At 30.1% G+C, this 6359-nt stretch carries 8 protein-coding genes; all 8 read left to right on the top strand.

Annotation, left to right across the window (positions count from 1 at the left end; translation table 11 throughout):
• Positions 1 to 59 precede the first annotated feature (59 nt).
• Positions 60 to 275, top strand: coding sequence for a head-tail connector protein (locus tag L988_RS01755; RefSeq protein WP_047380946.1), 216 nt, complete (start codon positions 60 to 62; stop codon positions 273 to 275).
• Positions 262 to 585 carry a phage head closure protein gene (locus L988_RS01750; protein WP_047380944.1) on the top strand — a complete coding sequence of 108 codons (324 nt, stop codon included), beginning with the start codon at positions 262 to 264 and terminating at the stop codon, positions 583 to 585. Before L988_RS01755 ends, L988_RS01750 begins: the two co-directional genes overlap by 14 nt.
• A gap of 4 nt (positions 586 to 589) precedes the next feature.
• Positions 590 to 997: an HK97 gp10 family phage protein gene (locus L988_RS01745; protein ID WP_047380942.1), complete on the top strand. Its 408-nt coding sequence runs from the start codon at positions 590 to 592 to the stop codon at positions 995 to 997.
• Positions 998 to 1004: 7 nt separating this feature from the next.
• Positions 1005 to 1454, top strand: a complete 450-nt coding sequence (locus L988_RS01740) for a DUF6838 family protein (protein ID WP_047380941.1) — start codon at positions 1005 to 1007, stop codon at positions 1452 to 1454.
• Positions 1441 to 2535, top strand: coding sequence for a phage tail sheath C-terminal domain-containing protein (locus L988_RS01735; protein ID WP_047380938.1), 1095 nt, complete (start codon positions 1441 to 1443; stop codon positions 2533 to 2535). Before L988_RS01740 ends, L988_RS01735 begins: the two co-directional genes overlap by 14 nt.
• A gap of 12 nt (positions 2536 to 2547) precedes the next feature.
• Positions 2548 to 2958 carry a phage tail tube protein gene (locus L988_RS01730; RefSeq protein WP_047380937.1) on the top strand — a complete coding sequence of 137 codons (411 nt, stop codon included), beginning with the start codon at positions 2548 to 2550 and terminating at the stop codon, positions 2956 to 2958.
• 51 nt (positions 2959 to 3009) lie between these two features.
• Positions 3010 to 3531 (top strand): hypothetical protein, encoded by a 522-nt coding sequence (locus tag L988_RS01725; protein ID WP_047380936.1) that lies wholly within the window; start codon positions 3010 to 3012, stop codon positions 3529 to 3531.
• A gap of 192 nt (positions 3532 to 3723) precedes the next feature.
• Positions 3724 to 6357, top strand: a complete 2634-nt coding sequence (locus tag L988_RS01720) for a hypothetical protein (protein ID WP_047380935.1) — start codon at positions 3724 to 3726, stop codon at positions 6355 to 6357.
• Positions 6358 to 6359 lie beyond the last annotated feature (2 nt).

Below are 6359 nucleotides of genomic sequence, written 5' to 3'. Positions count from 1 at the left end.
CACGGTGTGGAGCAGGGGAAAAGGTGGAGATAACTTCAAAGCCTTACCTATTGCTATAAATGTGCATAGAGTTTAGTAAAGAGGAGATAGAAAATTCCACTGGAGTCACTTTTGATTCTGGTGGAGAAAGTAAAACATATGAAATGGCACAACTTATAATTATAACTGATAGATATGAAAATAGAGGTTCTCAAGATTTAGAGTTTAAACCAAATAACATGCTTTCTTGTTTATATACAAAGTTGAAATATGGTGATTATAATGTCCAATCTTAGCAGTAGATTAAAAAATAGAATAAGTATTTATAAAAAAGAACATGTAAATGGAAAACTCGGAAAAACTTATGAAGATATTCTTGTAAAAAAAGTTTGGGCTGAGATTAAGTTTCAAAGTGGAAATATAGTAAATGGAGAGGGAGAAACAGAAGCTAATAATACAAGGTTTAAAATAAGGATTAGAAAAACTCAGATTAAATCAGATTATCATATTGTATATAAAGGGCTAGTTTATGAAATAGAATATATTTATCCAGATTTTAAGAAGAATAGTTTTATGGATATAATGGCAAAGCTAAGAACGGAGTGATAGCATGAGCTTAGATCAATTATCTAAAGATTTATTAAAGTTGGTCAATGGAATTAAAGATGGAAAAGAAACGAAAAAGTTTTTAAAAAAAGAAGGTGTAAAATTAAAAAATAAAACAATTTCTGTTGCAAAGAGTAGAGTTAAAAAGAAAACTGGAAATTATATAAAAGGTATAAAATCAGGGAAAGTTTATGAGTATCAAGGAGTATATGCATGTAGAACGTATTCTACAGCTCCTCATGCTCATTTAATAGAGTATGGACATATAAAGAAAGATAGAACAGGGAAAGAACATGGATTTCAAAGAGGTTACCATGTATTTACAACTGCAAAGAAAGATTTTGAGGATGAGTTTGAGAGTGATACAGAAAATTTTTTAGATAATCTTTTAATAAATAACGGATTTAAGTAGGTGAAGAGTGACAGAGTTTATTGATATTCAAGCTTCAATTGTAGAAAAATTAAGAGAGTATGCACCAGATATAGATACAATTAGCTCAGATATAGAGGAAGGATTTAAAAGGCCATGTTTTTATATAGATATGCTAGATACTGATATCAACGATTTAGGAAATAATTTTCAAGAGATAGAGATTGAATTTGATGTTTTATATTTTCCAGAGCATCAAAAGAAAAATCAAGAAGAGTTATTAAAAATGAGAGATATTTTAACAAAAGCATTCGTAAGAAATAAAAGTATTAAAATAGCTGATGATTTAATAACTGAAGCTGAGAATGTTAAGTTATTTGAAGTGGATAAGATTTTACATTGTACATTTAATGTATTTATAGCAGAAGAATATGAGAAAGAGTATGAAGAAAACATGGAAGAGTTGAAATTTAAGGAGGAGATTAATGGCAACAAATAATGGACTGCCAAAGTTGAGTATAGAGTTTAAAGGATTGGGAGTTTCAGCAATAGCTAGAGGAGAAAAAGGTTATGCTGTTTTAATAGTAGAGGATGATACACCTGGAATCCAAAAGCAAAAATACACAACAATAAGTGATTTTGGAAGTGATGAACAAAAGAAATTTGATCCAGAGAATGTTCTTTTTATAAAAGATGCACTGGAGGGAGCTCCATTAGCTCTTTATGTTTTTAAATTAGGAACCGATGGAACTCTTGCTGATTTATTAAATAAAATAAAAGGAATAATTCCAAGAAATTCTTGGATTACAGTACAAACATCAATTAGTGAAAATCAAAATGATTTAGTAACTTTTGTGAAAGGAGAGAACAAAAATAATAAAAAAAGATATAAGGCTATGGCATATAAAGTTACTACTGCTGACTCTATGCATGTTGTTAATCAAACTAATGAAGAAGTAGAATTTAATGATGATAGAGGAATAAAAAGTGGAGAATACGCATTATCGTATTTACTTGGATTCTATGCAGGTTTATCTATGATGATGTCAGGAATAGCTAAACCGTTGAAGTTTAAAAGTGTAAAAGAACCAGAAAACCTTGAAGAAGCTATTTCAAACGGAGAACATGTACTATTTAACGATGAGGGCGAAGTGAGAGTAGCTAGAGCGGTAAATTCACTTGTAACAACTGGAGAGGGCGTTACAGAGGAAATGACACATATAAATACAGTAGAAAAAATGGATTTAATATTTTGTGATATATATAAAGCTTGGAATAATAGTTATAAAGGGAAATATCCAAATATTTTAGATAATCAAATGCTGTTAATATCATCAATAAATGGATACTTTAAATCTTTAGCTAAAGATAAAATATTAGATCCTAATTTTGATAATAAATCGATGATAGATATAGAAGAGCAAAGATTAGCAAACTATTCAAAATGGGGAGAAGAAACAGTTAACTCTTGGGATGATTCGTATGCTATGAAAATGACTGTAGGAACAAAAGTATTTTTAAAAGGAAATATAAAGATAACAGGAATTATGGAAGATTTCTTCTTCGATATATTCATGTAGGGAGGAGAATAAGTGGCAAATCCTAGAAAGAATGATTATTTTAATGGAAATAAAGGGAAGCTTTGGGTTAATGGAGAGGAAGTAGTGACAGTAACAAAATCTAAAGCTGTAAGAAAGAATAAGTATGAAGAGATTCCAGCTCCAACAGGTGATGGAACGGTAAGAGTTAAAGTTGGAGAAACTATTGAGTTCTCAGGAACATTTAAATTTTTAGGTTCAGAAAATTTAGATGCTTTTAATGAAAGTGAAGACATATCTTTAATTTTAGCAAATACGAATATTTCAGGAAAAATAACGAAAAGATTAAAGTTAGATGGAGTAACATTTGATGAAGAGGTTCTAATAGATTTTGAAAAGAATAAAGTTGCAGAGATAGAACTTAGTGGCCAAGCAGAAACAATGGAATGGTTACAAGAAAAATAAAATAGAAAAGGCTCCTCATTTAGTAGGAGCTTTTCTTTAAAGGAGAGGGATATGGAAAATAAACAACCTATAACATTACAAGAATTTTTAGATAAAGTTGAAGAGAATGAAAGTAAAAAAGTAAAAATAACACATATTGAAGTAGATGGGTTTGGATTAGTTGAATTTGTAAGACCTCGTGAAGGTGTCTTGTTAGATTATTTAAACGATATGATAAAAGCTATAGATATGACAAAAGAAAAAACGTTTGAAGAGAATGAAGAAGATGAAGTGGATTTCGGAACTTCCGAAATTGAAGAGGTAAAAGAAAATAAAACTAGATTGAAGATAGAAAAAGAAAATTCAAAAGTTGATATGAAATTATTGGTTAAAGCTTCTGAAAAACTAGTTTACTTATGTTGTCCAACTATGCAAGCCAAAGAAGTAAGAAGTAGATTTAAATCAATTTCACCATATGAGATACCTACACAAATATTGGGGGTTAATGGAGTTAATAGTTTAGCACAAAAATTGAGTAATGTATTTGATGGAATTAAGATTCAAGAAAAGGTAAATAAAACAATAAAAAACTAATAGGAGGTAGTAAGGAGTATGGTGAGTTATTTTGGATATCTTACTACCTACAGAAAGGCCATAGGTTAGACTATTTATTAAACCTTGATTATGAAGAACAGGTATTTTTTAAACAAAGTATGGAAAAAATGAATGAGGAACAAGTTTTCTATGATTATAAAAAAATGGAGGACTTTTTAAACGCTTTAGGAGGTGAGAAAAATAGGGGATAGAGTTATTAATACCATACTAACTTTAAGAGATAGTATCTCAGGACCGTTAAAAGCTGTTTCAAAAGCAACAGAACTAGCAAACAGCCACTTAGAAGGAGCTAAAGAACTAGTTAAAAAGTATGAAGGAACAATAGCTAACGCAAATCAACATATAGATTCAGCAAAAGCAAGAATAGCAAATTTATCTAAAGAGTATTCTAGTAATTCTAAACAAATAGAAAAGTTAAAATCAGAAACAGAAAAATATGAAAAATCTATTGCAGGAGCAAAAGATAAAGCACAAGAGTATGGAAAAGGCTTAGAAAATACAAAATTAAAATTGAAACAGCTTCAGTCAGCACAAGAAGCAACAAACAAAGCTTTAGAGGAAGCAAATAAAACTGGGAATAAATCAACTTTAAAAAAGTTAGAAAAAGAATATTCTCAAATTTCTAAAGAGATAGAGAAAGCTAAATCAGAAGTTGAGAAATATACTAAAAGCTCAAAAGTAACAGAGGAACAGATACAAAGCTATAATAAAAGATTGGAAGTAGCTAAAAGTCAGCTTCATAGTTTAGAGAAAGCACAAGAGTCAAATACCAAAGCTGTTGAAACTGCAAGAAAAGTTATAGTAGATTACGAAAAGGTTATTACTCAAAATAATGGTCCACTAAATACAGCTCGAGCTAAAATGAGAGAATATGGAAAATCATTTGCTGAAATTAGTAAAAGAGCAGAAGAGGGAAAGAAAAAGATTTTAGAGTGGGGAAAAGCTTTTGTTGAAACAGGAGATAAAATTGTAAAAAGAGCAATACAAGCAACAGGAGCAGTGGCAACTTTAGTAGGTGGATTTGCTGTTAAAGAAGGGTTTGGAGAGGCCATGAACATGGAAGGTTATAAAATGCAACTTGAAACAGCAACGAAATCTACACAAAAAGCAGGACAGTTAATGTCGAATGCAATAAAGTTTGCAAACAGTACTCCTTTTGAAACAGGAGAAGTTGTAGAGTCTACAGCTAAGATGGAAGCTTATGGAATCTCTTCTAAAAGATGGTTGAAAGATGTAGCAGATATGGCTGGAGCAACCAATAAATCAATTGATCAAGCAACTGAAGCTATGGCAGATGGTGTTATGGGTGAGTTTGAAAGATTAAAAGAATTTGGAATAAAAAAGGAGCAGTTGATAGAAGCAGCAGCTTTAAAGTATGGAAAAAATATTGTTTTTAATAAAAGAGGGCAAGTAAAAGATGAGGCAAAACTTCAGGATATTTTACAGTCTGAAATGCAAAAAAAGTTTGCTGGAGGAGCCGAGAAACAAGCTAAAACTTTAAAAGGACTATGGTCAACAGTAACAGGAGTTACAAAATCCTCTTTAGCTAAAGTAGTAGGAATGACTGAAGAGGGAACAATTAAGCAAGGTAGCCTTTATATGAAGTTAAAAGAGCAAGTTGAAAGAGTTGTAGGAGTTTTAAATAAATGGCAAGAGGATGGAACAATAGATAAAATAGCTGAAAGAGTAACAAAAGCGGTCGAAAGTATGATTATATTTTTTTCAGAATTATTTAATTTTATAAAAAAATATAGAGCAATAATTGAAACAGTTTTAGTTTTTGTCTCAACTTTGTATTTAGTTACAAAAGCAATAGCAATATTAAAAGTGGCGTTAACAACCTTATCTGTTGTTTTAGGAGTGTTAAATGGAACAATAGCTTTATCTCCAATAGGATTAATAACGTTAGCAATAGCTGGATTAGTTGCGATTTGTTATTTACTTTGGAACCATTTAGATGCAGTTATAAATATGTTTAAAGGTATATTTAGTTGGATAAAAAAAACTTCAGATTATTTAGTCCCTTTAAGTTTTGCGTTTGCTATATTGGTTGGACCGATAGGTTGGGTAATAACAATTGTTTTAGTTTTAATTCAGCACTTTGATAAATTGAAAAAAATAGTACTATCAATACCTGGAATGTTAAGAGAACTAAAAAAATGGGTGTTAGATAGTTATGAGACTTTTTTAAAGTGGATCACTGGATTGAAAGAAACTTTTTTATCTTTAGATGAAGTTAAAAATGCAATTAATTTTGTGAAAATAGCAGGTCAAACATTGATAGAATGGATAAGTTTTATAATATCGAGTTTTCAAAATTTTTATAGTTGGATAAAAACAATACTAGATGGTATAGGTGATTTTGCATTTTTACTAGGAGGTCCAATAGCTCCATTATTAGCATTGATTCAACATTTTGACAAACTAAAAGAAGCAGGAGAGAAAGCTTTTAATATTATAAATAAGGTATTTGGTTCTAAAAACAAAGATACAGATATTTCTATATCAGAGAATAAGAATATTAAGAGTAAGTTAGAAGCTGTTGAAAGTTTGAAATTAGAGACTCCTAGTGGAGTGGGAGGAATGAATTTTCCAGAATTAAAAGAGATATCAAAGTCAGAACCTAATTTTGGTCAAGATAAAAAATATAGTCAATCTAAAGATGCAGGTAAAACTAATTCAACAGAAACTAAAATAAATGTAGTTATAAAAGGTGATGTTTATGGATTCAATGATTTTAAAGAAAAGGTTGCAGAGGCGGTTATAAAAATAGCAAATCCTAATATGTCAAATATGGTGAGGTAAAA

It is taken from the genome of Cetobacterium sp. ZWU0022 (assembly GCF_000800875.1).
Lineage (GTDB): Bacteria > Fusobacteriota > Fusobacteriia > Fusobacteriales > Fusobacteriaceae > Cetobacterium_A.
Note: the sequence above shows the minus strand (reverse complement) of the source record. Positions and strands in the feature narration are given on the sequence as shown.